This is a genomic window from Shewanella sairae, from assembly GCF_023283535.1.
Taxonomy (GTDB): Bacteria; Pseudomonadota; Gammaproteobacteria; order Enterobacterales; family Shewanellaceae; genus Shewanella; species Shewanella sairae.
In genome coordinates this window covers 24,711-40,724 of sequence record NZ_JAKILT010000018.1, presented here as the reverse complement: position 1 = coordinate 40,724, position 16,014 = coordinate 24,711, and the positions used below count along the sequence as shown (strand labels likewise).

Sequence of the window (16,014 nt, the reverse complement as noted above, 5' to 3'; positions counted from 1 at the left end):
AGATTAATTGTTGTTTAGATCGCCATTGGCGTACAAACATAGAGCTAATCACGGCTTTAAAGCGTCATAAGAGTCTTAAGGCGATAACTGGCGGCACTCAAAACAAATGCTTAGCATGAGATAAATTTAATCCATTTAGGGCTAAAGGCTTGTCTGTATTGGTTATGATTACAGCATTTGTGGTTTGCTGCACAAAGTTTTGCCGACTTTATGGTGCCGACTATTGGTCGGCACCCGCACTTCTGCTAGCATGAAGTGAGTAAATTTTGTGATTGGAAAATACCTTATGGCTAGCCTACCTACGTTGCAGATGGACAAACTCCTTGCTGCACTCAATGCCGCTGAAATTGGTCAGCACCCTGTCGAAGTTCACGGCGCACTTGTCGGACTAATTTGTGGTGGTGTAGAGCAAAAGCCATCGGGCTGGACGCAACCACTGCTTGAGCTGATGAACGACGGCCAAGCGCTGCCAAAAGAATTGCAAACCCTGATTGATGATTTATACCAAGATGCAGTGACACGTTTGTCTGATACCGACTTTGGCTTTAGCCCAATGCTACCCCAAGAAGAAGAGTCACTATCAAAGCGCGTTGAAGCCTTATCATTGTGGGTGCAGAGCTTTTTAACCGGTATTGCGATTATTCAGCCTAAGTTAAATCAAGCGCCGCTAGATGTGCGTGAAGTGATCCAAGACTTATCTGAGATTGCTCAGGTTGAATTTGATGTCGCCGAAGACGAAGAATCAGAAGCAGCATTGATTGAACTGATGGAGTTCACTCGCATGGCAGCACTCATGTGTTACGCCGAGTTTGGCCCTGCGATTGATGATGACGAGCCAATTGATGTAGGTGTAATGCACTAGCGCCTAGTTAAACCAATTACCGCCATCGCTGTTGCTGCATGGCGGTTTTTGTATCAGCAACACCTAACTTATCTTGTTATTGGACCAATACATTCCATGGCGAACCATAACCAACACGCTGATGTAGCAAGTACCACTGAAATTAATCACGTCGATATCGCTATCGTAGGCGGTGCAATGGCGGGAGCCACCTTGGCTCTGGGTTTAGCAGAGCTTGCTAAGCAAAGCAGCTCACATCTAAAAGCGCCAATTAAAATTGCCCTTATTGAGGCACATAAGCCAAGTAGCGAACACCCTGGCTTTGATGCCCGCTCAATTGCTATTTCTCATGGCTCTATTTTCGAGCTTAAGCAGTTAGGTTTGTGGCAGCATTTAGACTCGTTGGCTGAGCCTATTCACAATATTCATATTTCAGAGCGCGGCAATTTTGGCATGACCGAGCTTAACCGCGAGTCACTGCATTTGCCGTATCTTGGTCAAGTGGTCGAGCTCGAGGCTGTCGGTAATAAGCTATTTAGCTTGCTTGAAAAAAGTGATGTGAGCCTTTATTGCCCTGCCAAGCTGCAAAGTGTTGAAGCGGGTCTTGATGCACAATTGCTCAAACTCGATAATGGTCAGCAGATCTCGGCTAAATTGCTAATCGCCGCAGACGGGGTTAACTCTAAAGTACGCCAAGCCTTTAAGCAGCCGCTTGAGCAGGTGGATTTTAATCAAACAGCCATAATCGCCAACATTCATACCGAGAAGCCTCATAACGCCTGGGCCTATGAGCGCTTTACCCAAACGGGGCCGCTTGCGTTATTGCCGATGGCGAATAGCCAAGCCGAGTCGCGTTTATCTATGGTGTGGGCGTTAGAACCTTCTGATGCCGAGCGACTATTAAACGCATCTAAGGCTGAATTTATTAGCGAGCTGCAACACGCCTTTGGTTATCGCGCAGGGCGCTTTATCGATATTGGTGAGCGTTTTAGCTATCCGTTAATGTTGTCGTATATGCCAAGGCCGATTTACCAGCGCACCATCTTTTTAGGTAACGCGGCGCAAACACTGCACCCAATTGCAGGCCAAGGCTTTAACTTGGGTCTGCGTGATGTGGTATGTGTACTCGATGTATTAAAGCAAGTGCTTGCTAACCCAGAGCCTCACGATATAGGCAGTGTGGCGGTCACTCACGCTTATCTTGAGCGCCGCAAAGCCGACAGACAAAGCACCATGAACAATATAGAGTTTTTAGTGCGCGGTTTTTCTAACGACTATTGGCCATTAGTGATTGGCCGTAATCTTGGGCTACGACTGCTGTCATGGTTTCCACCATTAAAAGCGCCAGTGGCGCGCCAAGCAATGGGCTGGAACAAAGGTTAATCTTCAGCAGTTACTGCGCCGTATTAAAGTCAAATTAACAATAAACATGCACACTGTCATGACGAGGCAAGCAGTCAAAGTGGTATGTTGTTGGCGTAATACGCCATTTTTGAGTAAGGGTAAAAGATGTTAAGCACACAAACTTATGATGTCGCCATTGTTGGTGGCGGCATGGTTGGGTTAGCAACAGCCATAGGCTTAGCGATGGCAGGCATTAAAGTGGTAGTCATCGATGCAGGTCAAACTGAAGCCGTATCGGGCGAGCCTAAACTAAGAGTCAGTGCTATTAATAAGGCAAGCCAGCAGCTTATTACTAACTTAGGTGCTTGGCCTTACTTGGCTGCATCAAGAGTAAGTCCTTACCAAAAGATGCAAGTGTGGGACAAAGACAGCCTAGGTAAAATTGACTTTGACGCCCACTCGTTAAGCGAAACTCATCTTGGTTCGATTATCGAAAACGATGCCATCGCCTTTGCATTAGCCGAGCGAGCAGGGGAGCTTAGCGAGCTTACCTATATTGAAAACACCCGTTTAGAACGTATCGCCTTTGGCGAGCGTGAAGCTTGGTTAACCTTAGATAACGGCGACAGTTTAAGTGCTGCGTTGGTGGTTGCTGCTGACGGCGCCAATTCTTGGGTACGCGAGCAGTGCAAAATCCCACTGACTTTCTGGGATTATAACCATCATGCGATTGTTGCGACTATCCGTACCGAGCTGCCTCATGGCGAAACCGCAAGACAAGTGTTCGACAAAGAAGGGCCATTAGCCTTCTTACCGCTATATGAAAAAGATCTGTGTTCTATCGTCTGGTCAGTGTCACCAGAAAAAGCCGAGCAGTTATTAGCATTAGATAAAGTGGCATTTGAGCGTGCATTGACCGCAGCCTTTGATGGCCGCTTAGGCATGTGTAGCCTTGAAAGTGATCGCCAGTCCTTCCCGTTACGTATGCGTTATGCGCGCCACTTTGCCCGCCCACGCTTAGTATTAGCAGGCGATGCTGCCCACACTATTCACCCGCTTGCAGGCCAAGGGGTTAACTTAGGTTTTCTAGACGCCGCAGCGATTGTGGAAGCGGTAACTGAGCTTAAACAGCAAGGTAAAGACATTGGCGACTATAAGCACCTGCGTGATTTAGAGCGCTGGCGTAAAGCGGAGGCGCTGGAGATGATCACTGCAATGGAAGGCTTTAAAAGGCTATTTCAAGGCACAAATCCAGTGACTAAAGCGATTCGCGATTTAGGCTTAAATATCGTCGACAATTTTGCGCCATTGAAAACACTGTTTATTCAACAGGCGTTAGGTAACAAGAAGAATCTACCTAAACTGTGTAAGCGCAGCGAAGACTAACAACTAGTAATCATTAGCGCAGCCTAAATAAGCCTTTAATTTCATAGGTTTGTTTGGGTTTTTTGTGTTAGCGAAGATTTTTTGTGAATTAGTTACATTTTTGCAATAAGAAAAACTAATCCAAAAACTGTTCGGATTAGAAAATTCTTTTGTATACAAAGTGACTACTCAAGGTATAATTTCGCCGCATTTTAATGCGATGACATAAATCTGGTGCCAGTACCCTACACAAGCACACTCTATTAGTGCAGGCATCAGCAGCAGACTAAAAGACCCCAAAGAAGGGATAAAAATGGCTAACAAAACTGTACTTTTTAACAAGCATCTAGAATCAAACGGCAAGATGGTAGACTTCCACGGTTGGGACATGCCACTTAACTACGGTTCACAAATTGAAGAACATCACGCAGTGCGTCAAGACGCAGGTATGTTCGACGTGTCTCATATGACAGTAGTCGACGTGATTGGTGATGACGCTTGTGCCTTTTTACGTAAGTTGCTAGCCAACGATGTCGCTAAGCTTAAAGTACCAGGTAAGGCGCTATACGGCGGAATGCTTGACCATAACGGCGGCGTTATCGACGACCTTATCACTTATTACCTATCAGATACTGAGTACCGCATTGTGGTTAACTCAGCAACGCGCGAAAAAGATCTCGCTTGGATCAACGAACAAGTTCAAGGCTTCAGCGTTGAAGTCACTGAGCGTCCAGAGCTAGCGATGATCGCCGTACAAGGCCCAAATGCTAAGGCAAAAGCGGCTACAGTATTTAACGCAGAGCAAAACGCAGCAATTGAAGGCATGAAGCCATTCTTTGGCATGCAGTCTGGTTCACTGTTTATTGCGACTACTGGTTATACCGGCGAAACTGGCTACGAAGTGATTGTGCCAGAATCAGAAGCTGAAGCACTATGGCAAGCATTCCTAGAAGCAGGCATTCGCCCATGTGGTCTAGGTGCACGTGATACGCTACGTCTTGAAGCGGGCATGAACCTTTACGGCCTAGATATGGACGAAAGCGTTAACCCACTCGCCGCTAACATGGGCTGGACAGTAGCATGGGAGCCAGCGGAACGTGACTTTAACGGTCGCCAAGCGCTAGAAAAGATTAAAGCTGAAGGCACAGACAAATTAGTTGGCCTGATCATGGACGCTAAAGGCGTTATCCGTCACGGCATGTCAGTATTCTTTACCGACAGCGACGGCGTTGAGCAGCAAGGCACAATTACCAGTGGCACATTCTCACCAACTTTAGGTTACTCAATCGCAATGGCGCGTGTACCTAATACTATTGGTGATGTGGCTGAAGTGGAAATGCGTAAAAAGCGTGTACCAGTAAAAGTTATTGCACCTTCTTTCGTTAGAAACGGTAAGCAAGCCTTTTAGCGTTATCTATTGGTCCAGTTGATGCACTTAGTTGAGAGATTGGACCAATAGGCTACAGTTTATGGTTTCATCAAACGCTGATATAAAGCGAAAAGTGCTAGATTTGCGGGGTTGAACAGCATCAATGTCGCAAACCTTAAAAACTAGATGAAATCACTGCACTTATGATGTAAAAAAGGTGCAAAAATTGATATAAGCCTAAACAGGCAAATCAGTGTAACGTCTTATTAAATACAGAATTAGAACATCGAATAAGGATTTAGACCAATGAGCAATATCCCAGCTGAACTTAAATATGCTTCTTCTCACGAGTGGATCCGTAAAGAAGAAGACGGTAGCTACACAGTCGGTATCAGTGAGCACGCTCAAGAGCTTTTGGGTGACATGGTGTTCGTTGAGCTACCAGAAGTAGGCGACGATGTTAATGCGGGTGAAGACTGCGCAGTAGCAGAGTCTGTTAAAGCGGCATCAGATATCTACGCACCACTATCTGGCGAAGTGATTGCAGTAAACGAAGCATTGGAAGATTCTCCAGAGCTAGTGAACAGCGACGCATTCGGTGACGGTTGGTTCTTCCGCGTAATGCCAACAGACCTAGCTGAACTAGACAATTTGCTTGATGCCGAAGGTTATCAAGCAGTTATCGACGAAGAATAAGCGTCGATGACTAACAAAGCCCCAACTCATCGCTGAGTGGGGCTTTGTTCGTTTTATGGCTTATACCCTTGTAAAAAGTCAGGGAATTAGCGCCAATTGGCAGAGTTCAACAAGCTAAATACTGCCAAACAATCGAATTCTAAACTAAAGAGACCGGTAGCACCGCCCCCCTACAGGCAGGATACTGGCAAATAGGAACTAGGTTACCCATGACCACTGAAACCCTTACGCAATTAGAGCAGCACGAATTATTCATTCGTCGTCACATTGGCCCAGGTGCTGAACACCAGCAAGAAATGCTTAACTTTGTTGGTGCTGAATCACTTGATGATTTAACGGCGCAAATCGTACCTAATGCCATTTTACTTAACCGTGATCTGTTAGTCGGCGATTCATGTGGCGAAGCGGAAGGCTTAGCCTATATCCGCAAAATTGCCGATAAAAACCAAGTGTTCAAAAGCTACATTGGTATGGGCTACCACGGCACTGAAGTACCAAGCGTCATTCAGCGCAACGTATTAGAAAATCCAGGTTGGTACACAGCGTACACCCCATACCAGCCAGAGATTGCTCAAGGTCGCCTTGAAGCGATTCTTAACTTCCAGCAGCTATCTATGGATCTTACCGGTCTAGACTTAGCCTCAGCGTCACTGCTTGATGAAGCAACCGCAGCTGCCGAAGCCATGGCACTGTCTAGCCGCGTTTCAAAAGCTAAAAAAGCCAACATCTACTTTGTGGCAGACGATGTGTTCCCACAAACTATCGACGTGATTAAAACCCGCGCTGAATGTTTTGGTTTTGAAGTTATCGTCGGCCCTGCAGAAGATGCAGTTAATCACGAGCTATTTGGTGCGTTGTTTCAGTACACCAACGTACACGGTCAAATCGTTGATCACACAGAGCTATTTGCCAAGCTGCACGAGAAAAAAGCTCTAGTATCAGTGGCTGCCGACATCATGTCGCTAGTGGTACTGAAATCGCCAGGTTCAATGGGCGCAGACGTAGTATTTGGTAACTCACAGCGCTTTGGTGTACCAATGGGCTTTGGTGGTCCACACGCTGCTTTCTTCGTGACGCGTGACGCTTATAAGCGTTCACTACCGGGTCGTATTATCGGTGTATCACAAGATACTCGCGGTAACCGCGCACTGCGTATGGCTATGCAAACTCGCGAGCAGCATATCCGCCGCGAAAAAGCCAACTCAAACATTTGTACTGCGCAGGTGCTACTTGCCAACATGGCGTCGTTCTACGCGGTATACCACGGCCCACAAGGTCTTAAAACCATTGCAGAGCGTATTCACCGCCTAACCGATATCGTTGCTGCTGGTTTAACAGCAAAAGGCGTAGAGCTAGTTAACACAACTTGGTTCGATACTTTATCAATTAAAGGCTTAGATGTTGCAGCAGTTAAAGCACGCGCAGTAGAAGCGGGTCTAAACCTGCGTATCGACAGCGATGGCATTGTGGGTTTAAGCCTAGCTGAAACTACTACCCGCAACGATGTTGCCGAGCTATTTGACGTGATCCTTGGCGCTGACCATGGCTTAGATGTTGCTGCACTTGATAGTGACATTATTGCTAACGGCAGCCAGTCAATTCCATCTGAGCTAGTTCGTACCGATGCAATCTTGACGCACCCAACTTTTAATCGCTACCAAAGTGAAACAGAGATGATGCGTTACATCAAGCGTTTAGAAAGCAAAGATTTAGCCCTAAACCACTCAATGATCTCGCTTGGCTCATGCACCATGAAGCTAAACGCGGCAACTGAGATGGCGCCAATCACATGGCCTGAGTTTGGTAACATGCACCCGTTCTGCCCAACAGAGCAAGCAGCAGGTTACACTCAGCTACTTGAAGAGCTATCAGCATGGCTAGTTGATATCACAGGTTACGACGCAGTATCGCTACAGCCAAACTCTGGCGCACAGGGCGAGTACGCAGGTCTACTGGCGATTAAGCAATACCATGAGTCACGCGGCGACGCGCACAGAAACATCTGTCTCATTCCACAATCTGCCCATGGTACTAACCCAGCATCAGCGCAGCTTGCAGGCATGAAAATCGTCGTTACCGCCTGTGATAAAGCTGGTAACATCGACATGGATGACCTAAAAGCAAAAGCGGCAGAAGTGGCTGATAACCTATCTTGCATCATGGTGACTTACCCATCGACTCACGGTGTGTATGAAGAAGGCATTAGTGAGATCTGTGAAGTTATTCACCAGCACGGTGGTCAGGTTTACCTAGACGGCGCTAACATGAACGCGCAGGTTGGCCTAACATCACCAGGCTTTATCGGCGCAGACGTGTCGCACCTTAACCTACACAAAACCTTTGCTATTCCACATGGCGGCGGTGGACCAGGTATGGGCCCAATCGGTGTTAAAAAGCACCTAGCGCCATTCTTATCGGGTCACAGTGTCATTAAGCACGGCCTAGAGTCAGACAACAACGGCGCAGTATCTGCAGCACCATTTGGTAGCGCAGGTATTCTGCCAATCACTTGGATGTACATTAAGCTGCTAGGTAAAAAAGGCCTACGTCAGTCAACACAAGTGGCGCTACTAAACGCTAACTACGTGATGAAGAAACTGTCGGCTCACTACCCAGTGCTTTACTCTGGCCGAAATGATCGCGTTGCGCACGAGTGTATTATCGACTTACGTCCGCTTAAAGAAGCTTCTGGCGTGACAGAGATGGATATCGCTAAGCGTCTAAACGACTACGGCTTCCACGCGCCAACTATGAGCTTCCCTGTAGCGGGCACGCTAATGATTGAGCCAACAGAGTCTGAGTCTAAGGTTGAGCTAGACAGATTCATCGAGGCAATGGTGTCTATCCGCGGCGAAATCGCTAAGGTAGAAGCAGGTGAGTGGCCAGTGGACAACAACCCACTGCACAACGCGCCGCACACACTAGCAGACATTATGGATCCAGCATTTGATGAGCGTCCATACACGCGTGAAGAAGCCGTGTTCCCAACTAAAGCGGTTAAGGCTAACAAGTTCTGGCCAACGGTTAACCGTATTGATGATGTGTTTGGTGACCGTAATCTGATGTGTTCTTGCGCACCCGTATCTGACTACGAATAATTGCTGCTTGGGCTTGATAATACTGCCTCAGTTTGACGTTTTCGCTGCTCATTGACTGGAGTCAACTCCGCGGCGAAAACGACAAACTTCATTGTCTTATCTGCGCCAGCGACGCAATTACGTAAAACGCACCCACAGTGGTGCGTTTTTTATTGGGCGTATAAAGGTAAGTTTTCGCACATCTCGAAATAAAGAGTTTGACTGGAGCTAACTCCGCGGCGAAAACGACAAACTTCATTGTCTTATCTGCGCCAGCGACGCAATTATGGCTTCGGTGAATTTATTAAGCTGAAGTTTTGATATTTAAAAAGCGAACCGATTGGTTCGCTTTTTTGTTGGGGGAGATTTGAGGGGCTTTTAATTGTTGGCTGTTGCAACCTATGGGGTTAGCCCGCAGAATCAGCTTAATAGCGCTTAATTTAAACCACTTGATTTAAGCCACTTGATTTAAACCATAGCAGAGTGACGGAAATACCGATGACCAATATTGAAAAGCAAGAACAACTTCCGATTACGATTAGTGCCGATAGCGGCTTTTCTAATTCGCTTAAGCCGTTATTGCTTGAGTTGGAGATGTGGCTCAACTTTCAAGCCTTGAAAGCCGACTGGTATGGCGATGAAGCCTGTATCTTGGCTTTCGATTTCACCTTGGTTAGGAGCTTGGAAGATAAACGGTTGGACTCTAGTGAAGAGGGCGCTGCAGCGGGAAAGGAGTGGGTGACGGGTGAGGGTTACGCTTATTGCTACGACAGCGCGAGTTTAAACACCACGGCTTTTATTGCTGTTGCTGACTTGCTTGAGGCTGGTGTGGGGATAGAGCAGGCGATCAAGAGTAGGTTGGTTGGGGTGGTTAATGCTGTTGGGAAAGAGCATGGATTGGTTAGTTTGGGGTGAGTGGTTTGGTGATTTTGAATTGAAAAAGCGACCTTTGGGGTCGCTTTTAGGGGGAGAAAGTTTACTCTACACGCATTTATTTTTATTAGTTAACTACGTGATTAATAACTAAAAATAAATTACTAAATAGAATGTATATAAGTATTAGTATTCCAGTTATATAAAGTAGTATTGAAATAAGTTGAACTAAAGGTAATCTTGCATTATGAAACTCTCTTACAATCCAGTATGCTTGCGGTATTTTTTCAGATTGTATTAATATTGGTGTGCCCTCTTTACCGACCTTTATTATCTTATATTCTTCTTTGTCTATTATTTCAGGTGAAGGCATCCCTAAATTTTCTTTAATATCACTAATGAGTTCTTTTGATTTGTTGGCGCTTAAATTACTTATAGTGCTAGAAAGATTGTACTCATTCATTCCTAGGCTATTAAAGTCATCAAAAGAGTTTGTTTTTTTTATTAAACTAGGGCAAAAAAGAATATATACCATTAAGGCCAAGAAGAATGACATTGCACTAAAATATAATAATACGAAACTTTGAGGTGCAACTATTTGTAATTTGTAGTCATTTACAACATGAATTCCAATTCCATTTGAAATTTTTACAATTGCTGGAACTAAAAAAATCCAAATAGTAGATCCTGCGCTGATCTTTGATAATGACGCAGTCTTAATTGATTCCCAGAATTTCATGAGAAAAGTCCTATTTTCTTCGATTGATGAGAAATGACTTCTTCATAAATAGCTTTATTTTTTATCGCATTATCATAAAGCGTTTCTGATAACATAGCTAACATATCTTGATAGGTTCCAATATTTTTCAAAAAGTCAACAGTACTGACATATTTAAATTTGTCAGACTTTAAGTTATTACTTTTAGGTAATGAATCTATATGATCAAAATATGAGAATCCTTCATATCTCATGATTTTTCTAATGTAATCTGAAACTATACTTTCTGCTAAATTGAATACTTGTTTATTCTTTAATATGTTCTTGTAGTAATAGCTCCATGAATTTGGTAATAAAGCAAACAGGAAGGCTGGAGGGGTCGAGTCTACCTTATCAAATACGAGATATGAATTTTGTAGAATACTCTCTGAAACCTTGTTTGAGACTATATTATTGCTTTCATCTATAACATTTTTAAATATAGGGAGCATAAAATTTTTACTATATCTGTACCTGTCCATATCTTCTAAAAATCACAGTTCGTCTTCAAATATCTTACAGTTCTTAATTCTTGATGTATAAAATTCAATCGCATTTTCTTCCGATGTTTCTTTAATAAAGTGCGCGCTAAAATATTGAGCGACACTTTCATGAATAAACTCATAATCAAGTCCATCTTTCTTGAGCAAACACGTAACATTAGTTAAGTCATATAAATAGTCTGAAGATTCTACTTTTATATAACCTGTAATATTCAACGCTTGGCGAATGTAATCTTTTATCTCTTCAAAATTAAATAAACTATCCTGTGACTTTCGTGTTATATAGCATAATGCTGAAAATACTTCTTTGATTTCATCATCATTCAACCTAGACTTAGAAGCCCTATTGTAGCTTTCCTTTAACCCGTCGTGCCTAGATAATATTGCACCAAATAAATCCTCATAAAAACCTAATTTGGTTTTTGGGATTTTAAACTTTTTGTTGTAAATTATTATAAACCAAGTCAACATTAACGGGGTGTCAAGAACACTAAAATCAAACTCTTTTGACTCTTTGATTTTAGATATAATTGGAGCGGCTAATTCTTCTTTACTCATAATCCTATGAATAAACGGGGCTAAGTCAGAGCTCGTTAAAAGTGATATTGAAAATGACTTGAAGTTTGGGTTTTTTGTTATTTCTGTGTGATACCTACTTGTTACAATTATTTTGACTTTGCTGTGACCAACCATAGACACCCATCGTTATTGGCATGTTTATAGACCTCTTACTAAGCTTAAGTTATTGCTGAAGTAGGAGGTTGTTATGCCCCGTCCTAGAAGTACACTGATTAGCTTGGAAGACACGCCGTATTACCACTGCTGTAGCCGCGTGGTTCGGCGTGCCTTTTTATGTGGTGATGATAAATATACAGGCAAGAATTATGACCATCGCCGAGGTTGGGTTGAGGCGCAAATACTCAAGTTAACAGAGGTATTTGCGATAGACGTAGCTGCGTATGCAGTGATGAGTAACCATTTGCATGTGGTGCTTTATATCGACCTTGATACGGTGAATAGCTGGTCAGATAGGGAAGTGGTAGAACAGTGGCAGAAGTTGTTTAATGGTACTGATTTAACACAGAAGTTTGCTAAAGGTGAAGTGATAGACGAGTGTATGGTTGCATTACTAAAGCAGCTAATAGCGACCTATCGTTAACGCTTGTGTGACATCAGTTGGTTTATGAGGCACCAATCATAGACACCCATCGTTAATGGCATGTTTGTAGACCTCTTACTAAGCTTAAGTTATTGCTGAAGTAGGAGGTTGTTATGCCCCGTCCTAGAAGTACACTGATTAGCTTGGAAGACACGCCTTATTATCACTGTTGTAGTCGTGTGGTTCGGCGCGCCTTTTTGTGCGGTGATGATAAATACACTGGTAAGAATTATGACCATCGCCGTGGTTGGGTTGAAGCGCAAATACTCAAGTTAACAGAGGTATTTGCGATAGACGTAGCTGCGTATGCAGTGATGAGTAACCATTTGCATGTGGTGCTTTATATCGACCTTGATACGGTGAATAGCTGGTCAGATAGGGAAGTGGTAGAACAGTGGCATAAGTTGTTTAATGGTACTGATTTAACACAGAAGTTTGCTAAAGGTGAAGTGATAGACGAGTGTATGGTTGCATTACTAAAGCAGCTAATAGCGACCTATCGTTCACGCTTGTGTGACATCAGTTGGTTTATGAGGTGTCTCAACGAACCCATTGCAAGACAAGCTAACTATGAAGACAACTGTACAGGCCATTTTTGGGAGGGGCGCTTTAAGAGCCAAGCATTACTTGATGAAGCGGCTGTACTTGCTTGTATGGCGTACGTTGAACTCAATCCTATTCGTGCCAAGATGGCTAAAACGCCTGAAAAATCAGATTACACCAGTTTGCAATTAAGGGTAAATGCGGCACTGAAAGGAAAGCAGCCTGCTAAATTGCTACCTTTCATTGGCAATGAAAGAGAGCATCAGCCAAAAGGGATTAACTTTTCGCTGCAAGATTATTTAATGCTTGTAGATGAAACTGGTCGTGTTATACGTGGTGATAAGCGCGGTGCTATCTCTTCTAAAGCTGAGAACATTCTGAATCGAATCAATATTCCAATTGATAACTGGTTTAAAATCACGTCTGAGTTTGGCAAGTTATTCCATGGTCCAGTGGGTTCACTACAGGAACTAACTCACTATTGTGAGCATCTAGAAAAGCGACGACGGCACTTTGCCGGTAGTTGTCAGTACCTCTCAGCAAGATAAGCTATTCAAACATTATTTTGCTTACCTATAGAATGGCGTTATGGGTGTTTTGCTTTGCCTATAACTAGTCAATTTTTAATTGAATTCCTGCTTTTTTGTCGTTTTTACTTCCTAAACCTCCCCTAGCAAGAAGTACGGCGTCTGATTATCGATGCTTAGCTGTAAATCGTAGGCATAGGTGTGTAGGTCTTTGATTAACAATGGGTGGCTTCGTTTTCTTCCTCCCAACGTTAATGGTTTGTTTGTAGACCTCCTACTAAGCTTTAATTATTGCTGAAGTAGGAGGTTACTTTTCTTCTTTATTCTCCTGCCGCTGGGCGTGTTTTAGTTTACTTTACCCTACCAGTTTTCTTCCCCCCTTTTACTTTCAAGAAAAACGAATTAAGATGATTTTGTGAAACTTTCTGGTGAGTGCCTATACTCAATCATAGAAATTTAAGCAAAATCTGAAATGCTATAACTATTACATCTTGGTAATAATCATTTACCTAAATAGGGGATTATCACTGTTAATTTAACCAATATAATTGTCGGCATCTGCAGAGGGGAGTCACAGTGCTTCCCATGCCAAATCTTATAAAGCTTATTTAATTTAAAGGAAGTGAATAATGACAGCACAACCAATTACTTGTAAAGCAATGGTAGCCTGGGCTGCTGGTCAGCCGCTGAAAGAAGAAACTGTTACTGTTGCACCACCAAAAGCTGGCGAAGTACGTATAAAAGTGATGGCAACAGGTGTTTGTCACACAGACGCATTCACTTTGTCTGGTGATGACCCAGAAGGCATTTTTCCTTCTATTCTAGGTCACGAAGGTGGCGGTGTTGTTGAGGCTATCGGTGAAGGAGTGACTAGCGTTCAAATCGGTGATCACGTGATCCCGCTATATACGCCAGAATGTGGTGAGTGCAAGTTCTGTAAGTCAGGCAAAACTAACCTTTGTCAGAAAATCCGTGAAACTCAAGGTAAAGGTCTGATGCCAGACGGTACAACTCGTTTCACTGTCGATGGCCAGCCAATTTTCCACTATATGGGCTGTTCAACTTTCAGTGAATATACGGTTCTTCCTGAAATCTCACTTGCAAAGATCAACAAAGAAGCTCCGCTTGAAGAAGTGTGTCTACTGGGCTGTGGCGTAACCACCGGTATGGGTGCTGTAACTAATACTGCTGATGTTAAGAAAGGCGATACCGTAGCTGTATTTGGTCTAGGTGGCATTGGTCTGTCTGCAATTATCGGTGCACAGATGGCGGGTGCAGGTCGCATTATTGCGATAGATATCAACCCTGATAAATACGATCTAGCCCGTAAATTAGGTGCTACTGATTGTGTTAACCCTAAAGATTTCGATAAGCCAATCCAAGACGTTATCGTAGAGATGACCGACGGTGGTGTAGACTTCTCATTTGAATGTGTTGGTAACGTACATCTTATGCGCAGCGCTCTAGAGTGTTGTCACAAAGGTTGGGGTGAGTCTGTCGTTATTGGTGTTGCTGGTGCAGGTCAAGAGATCTCTACTCGTCCATTCCAGTTGGTTACCGGCCGAGTATGGAAAGGTTCTGCATTTGGTGGCGTTAAAGGCCGTTCTGAATTACCTGAATATGTAGAGCGTTACATGAATGGCGAGTTCAAGCTGGATGATTTCATTACCCACACTATGAGCCTGCAGGAAGTGAATGAAGCTTTCGAATTGATGCACCAAGGTAAATCAATCCGTACAGTTCTGCACATGAACCGTTAATCAGCATTAAAACGCATCGCTCAGCTATATTTGTTAGCTGAGTAGACAAGTCCGTTTGTCGGAGGCGTTTTCACTAGCCTAGTCGGCTTACATAAGCTGGAACTTCGAATGTTCGAGTTCCAGCTTAATTTTTCTGGGAGTTATTATATCAATGTTAAGTAACCTTTCTAGTAATAAAAGTTTTGGCGGCTGGCACAAACAATACGAGCACTTCAGCTCTGTATTGAACTGCAAAATGCGTTTTGCTATTTACCTGCCACCACAAGCAGAAACCCAAAAAGTACCTGTACTCTACTGGTTGTCAGGCCTAACTTGTACTGACGAAAATTTTATGCAAAAAGCGGGTGCTCAGAGTATTGCTGCTGAATTAGGTATTGCAATCGTTGCACCGGACACTAGCCCGCGTGGAGATGACGTTGCTAATGATGAAGCTTACGATTTGGGTCAAGGTGCAGGTTTTTATGTCAATGCGACTCAAGCACCATGGGATAAGCACTTCCACATGTACGATTATGTGGTAAATGAATTGCCAGCATTGATTGAAGCAGAATTTCCCGTTACAGATGTGCGTGCCATTAGTGGTCATTCCATGGGCGGGCATGGTGCGTTAATGATTGCGCTGCGCAATCCTGAACGTTATCGCTCGGTATCAGCATTTAGTCCAATTGTTAATCCAAGCCAAGTGCCGTGGGGCCAAAAAGCGTTTAGTGCTTACTTAGGTGGCGATAAAACAGCATGGCAGCAATATGATAGTTGCGCGCTAATGTCTGAGTCTGCCGGTTCACTGCAGCCGCCTGCGTTAGTTGATCAAGGGCTGTCAGATAACTTTTTGCCTGAACAGCTGCAACCGCAAGCATTGTTGAACGCTGCTGAGGTTTCTGGTTATCCGCTGACGCTGAACCAGCACCTAGGTTACGATCATAGCTACTACTTTATTGCTAGTTATATTGAAGCGCATTTACGCTTCCACGCTAAGTGGTTGTGATCTCGCTTTAGCTTATGTCGCAGTCGGCATAATGAAAATCGCAGCCATATCAAACTAAAATTTAGCGTCGCCATTGCATAACGCAACTATTACACAATGCGTCTATTGCACAACGCAACTATTACATAAAGGAATATTGGCGTTAGCGGCCTGTTGCTTGTTAGCGGCTTTCTGCGGCTACAAAAAGAGCTAATTTTAGCATAGATAAATGATTG

The 16,014-nt window shown here is 43.9% G+C and carries 13 protein-coding genes and 1 pseudogene; 11 read left to right on the top strand and 3 right to left on the bottom strand.

Features of this window, described 5'->3' with window-relative positions; all coding sequences use genetic code 11:
- The first annotated feature begins 286 nt into the window (after positions 1-286).
- From L2748_RS09750 to L2748_RS09720, 7 genes are all read left to right on the top strand, one after another.
- A complete protein-coding gene (locus L2748_RS09750) occupies positions 287-862 on the top strand; it encodes a UPF0149 family protein (RefSeq protein ID WP_220781227.1) in 576 nt (191 codons plus the stop codon).
- A 96-nt stretch (positions 863-958) separates the two neighbouring features.
- Positions 959-2,224 (top strand): 2-octaprenyl-6-methoxyphenyl hydroxylase, encoded by a 1,266-nt coding sequence (gene ubiH, locus L2748_RS09745; protein ID WP_220781228.1) that lies wholly within the window; start codon positions 959-961, stop codon positions 2,222-2,224.
- A 126-nt stretch (positions 2,225-2,350) separates the two neighbouring features.
- Positions 2,351-3,571: an FAD-dependent monooxygenase gene (locus tag L2748_RS09740; protein ID WP_220781229.1), complete on the top strand. Its 1,221-nt coding sequence runs from the start codon at positions 2,351-2,353 to the stop codon at positions 3,569-3,571.
- Between the two features lie 292 nt (positions 3,572-3,863).
- A complete protein-coding gene (gene gcvT, locus L2748_RS09735; protein ID WP_220781230.1) occupies positions 3,864-4,958 on the top strand; it encodes a glycine cleavage system aminomethyltransferase GcvT in 1,095 nt (364 codons plus the stop codon).
- 267 nt (positions 4,959-5,225) lie between these two features.
- Positions 5,226-5,615, top strand: a complete 390-nt coding sequence (gcvH, locus tag L2748_RS09730; RefSeq protein ID WP_220781231.1) for a glycine cleavage system protein GcvH — start codon at positions 5,226-5,228, stop codon at positions 5,613-5,615.
- A 209-nt stretch (positions 5,616-5,824) separates the two neighbouring features.
- Positions 5,825-8,713 (top strand): aminomethyl-transferring glycine dehydrogenase, encoded by a 2,889-nt coding sequence (gene gcvP / locus L2748_RS09725; RefSeq protein WP_220781232.1) that lies wholly within the window; start codon positions 5,825-5,827, stop codon positions 8,711-8,713.
- A gap of 477 nt (positions 8,714-9,190) precedes the next feature.
- Complete coding sequence (locus L2748_RS09720) at positions 9,191-9,607, top strand: hypothetical protein (protein ID WP_220781233.1); 417 nt, start codon at positions 9,191-9,193, stop codon at positions 9,605-9,607.
- Between the two features lie 85 nt (positions 9,608-9,692).
- Here the strand turns inward: L2748_RS09720 and L2748_RS09715 are convergent, their stop codons facing one another.
- From L2748_RS09715 to L2748_RS09705, 3 genes are read right to left on the bottom strand one after another with little or no spacing between them, the layout of a single operon-like run.
- On the bottom strand, positions 9,693-10,304 hold the full coding sequence (locus L2748_RS09715) for a hypothetical protein (protein ID WP_220781234.1): 612 nt from the start codon (positions 10,302-10,304) through the stop codon (positions 9,693-9,695).
- A complete protein-coding gene (locus L2748_RS09710) occupies positions 10,301-10,774 on the bottom strand; it encodes a hypothetical protein (RefSeq protein ID WP_248957689.1) in 474 nt (157 codons plus the stop codon). The genes L2748_RS09715 and L2748_RS09710 overlap by 4 nt, the downstream gene beginning before the upstream one ends.
- 42 nt (positions 10,775-10,816) lie before the next feature.
- A complete protein-coding gene (locus L2748_RS09705) occupies positions 10,817-11,383 on the bottom strand; it encodes an NACHT domain-containing protein (RefSeq protein WP_220782251.1) in 567 nt (188 codons plus the stop codon).
- A gap of 208 nt (positions 11,384-11,591) precedes the next feature.
- On the opposite strand from L2748_RS09705, the pseudogene L2748_RS09700 reads away from it, so the two are divergent.
- The 4 genes and pseudogenes from L2748_RS09700 to fghA form a co-directional block, all read left to right on the top strand.
- Positions 11,592-11,981, top strand: a pseudogene (locus tag L2748_RS09700) (transposase); the annotation flags it as partial.
- Positions 11,982-12,097: 116 nt separating this feature from the next.
- Positions 12,098-13,075, top strand: a complete 978-nt coding sequence (locus tag L2748_RS09695; RefSeq protein WP_248957688.1) for a transposase — start codon at positions 12,098-12,100, stop codon at positions 13,073-13,075.
- A gap of 608 nt (positions 13,076-13,683) precedes the next feature.
- Positions 13,684-14,814: an S-(hydroxymethyl)glutathione dehydrogenase/class III alcohol dehydrogenase gene (locus L2748_RS09690; protein WP_220782248.1), complete on the top strand. Its 1,131-nt coding sequence runs from the start codon at positions 13,684-13,686 to the stop codon at positions 14,812-14,814.
- Positions 14,815-14,965: 151 nt separating this feature from the next.
- Positions 14,966-15,799, top strand: coding sequence for an S-formylglutathione hydrolase (fghA, locus tag L2748_RS09685; RefSeq protein ID WP_220782247.1), 834 nt, complete (start codon positions 14,966-14,968; stop codon positions 15,797-15,799).
- Positions 15,800-16,014: the final 215 nt, after the last annotated feature.

Excerpts from the sequence above, each read along its gene's own strand:
- L2748_RS09690 (WP_220782248.1), top strand. The coding sequence starts at position 13,684 with ATGACAGCACAACCAATTACTTGTAAAGCAATGGTAGCCTGGGCTGCT.
- L2748_RS09695 (WP_248957688.1), top strand. The coding sequence starts at position 12,098 with ATGCCCCGTCCTAGAAGTACACTGATTAGCTTGGAAGACACGCCTTAT.
- ubiH (WP_220781228.1), top strand. The coding sequence starts at position 959 with ATGGCGAACCATAACCAACACGCTGATGTAGCAAGTACCACTGAAATT.
- gcvP (WP_220781232.1), top strand. The coding sequence starts at position 5,825 with ATGACCACTGAAACCCTTACGCAATTAGAGCAGCACGAATTATTCATT.
- L2748_RS09720 (WP_220781233.1), top strand. The coding sequence starts at position 9,191 with ATGACCAATATTGAAAAGCAAGAACAACTTCCGATTACGATTAGTGCC.
- gcvT (WP_220781230.1), top strand. The coding sequence starts at position 3,864 with ATGGCTAACAAAACTGTACTTTTTAACAAGCATCTAGAATCAAACGGC.
- L2748_RS09750 (WP_220781227.1), top strand. The coding sequence starts at position 287 with ATGGCTAGCCTACCTACGTTGCAGATGGACAAACTCCTTGCTGCACTC.
- L2748_RS09710 (WP_248957689.1), bottom strand. The coding sequence starts at position 10,774 with ATGCTCCCTATATTTAAAAATGTTATAGATGAAAGCAATAATATAGTC.
- L2748_RS09740 (WP_220781229.1), top strand. The coding sequence starts at position 2,351 with ATGTTAAGCACACAAACTTATGATGTCGCCATTGTTGGTGGCGGCATG.
- L2748_RS09715 (WP_220781234.1), bottom strand. The coding sequence starts at position 10,304 with ATGAAATTCTGGGAATCAATTAAGACTGCGTCATTATCAAAGATCAGC.
- fghA (WP_220782247.1), top strand. The coding sequence starts at position 14,966 with ATGTTAAGTAACCTTTCTAGTAATAAAAGTTTTGGCGGCTGGCACAAA.
- L2748_RS09705 (WP_220782251.1), bottom strand. The coding sequence starts at position 11,383 with ATGAGTAAAGAAGAATTAGCCGCTCCAATTATATCTAAAATCAAAGAG.
- gcvH (WP_220781231.1), top strand. The coding sequence starts at position 5,226 with ATGAGCAATATCCCAGCTGAACTTAAATATGCTTCTTCTCACGAGTGG.